The 535-nt window shown below is 63.2% G+C and carries 1 protein-coding gene; it reads left to right on the plus strand.

The features are described from left to right. Positions 1-535, plus strand: a 535-nt coding sequence (locus tag I5W_RS14460) for a TonB-dependent receptor plug domain-containing protein (protein WP_044529751.1), incomplete at both ends; no start/stop codon positions are given.

The raw sequence follows: 535 nt of genomic DNA on the forward strand, positions 1-535 counted from the left end.
CGTGGAAGTGAGCGCACGCCGCAGCGGTCCGCTGCAGCTCAACAACGTGCTGAGCTCGGTGGACCTGATCGGGGCCGACCGCATCCAGCAACAGCAGGCGCAATACAACTGGGAGCTGTTCGCGCAGTCGCCGGGCGTGATGCTGACCCAGTTCCGCCAGGGCAACGAATCGGGCAAGCTGTCCTTCCGTGGCTTCAATGGCGAGGGCGAGGTCAATGCGGTCAAGCTGCTCATCGACGGCATCCCCAGCAATGACAATGCGGGCGGCATGCCCTTCCTGGGCACGCTGTTCCCGCTCGATATCGCCCGCATCGAGGTCGTGCGCGGTACCAACGATGCGCGCTACGGCCTGCACAACATCGCCGGCAACGTCAATATCGTCACCCGCCAGGGCGGCAACTACGACGAGGCGCGCCTGACCTACGGCAGCTTCAACACGCGCCAGGTGCAGGTGGTCAAGGGCGTGGAAAACGGCAACTGGTCCCAGAATTATTTCGTCGGCTACGAAAAATCGGATGGCTATCGCGACCATGCG

The sequence above is a fragment of the Herbaspirillum sp. B65 genome, from assembly GCF_000333555.1.
In the GTDB taxonomy this organism is placed as follows: Bacteria; Pseudomonadota; Gammaproteobacteria; order Burkholderiales; family Burkholderiaceae_D; genus Herbaspirillum; species Herbaspirillum rubrisubalbicans.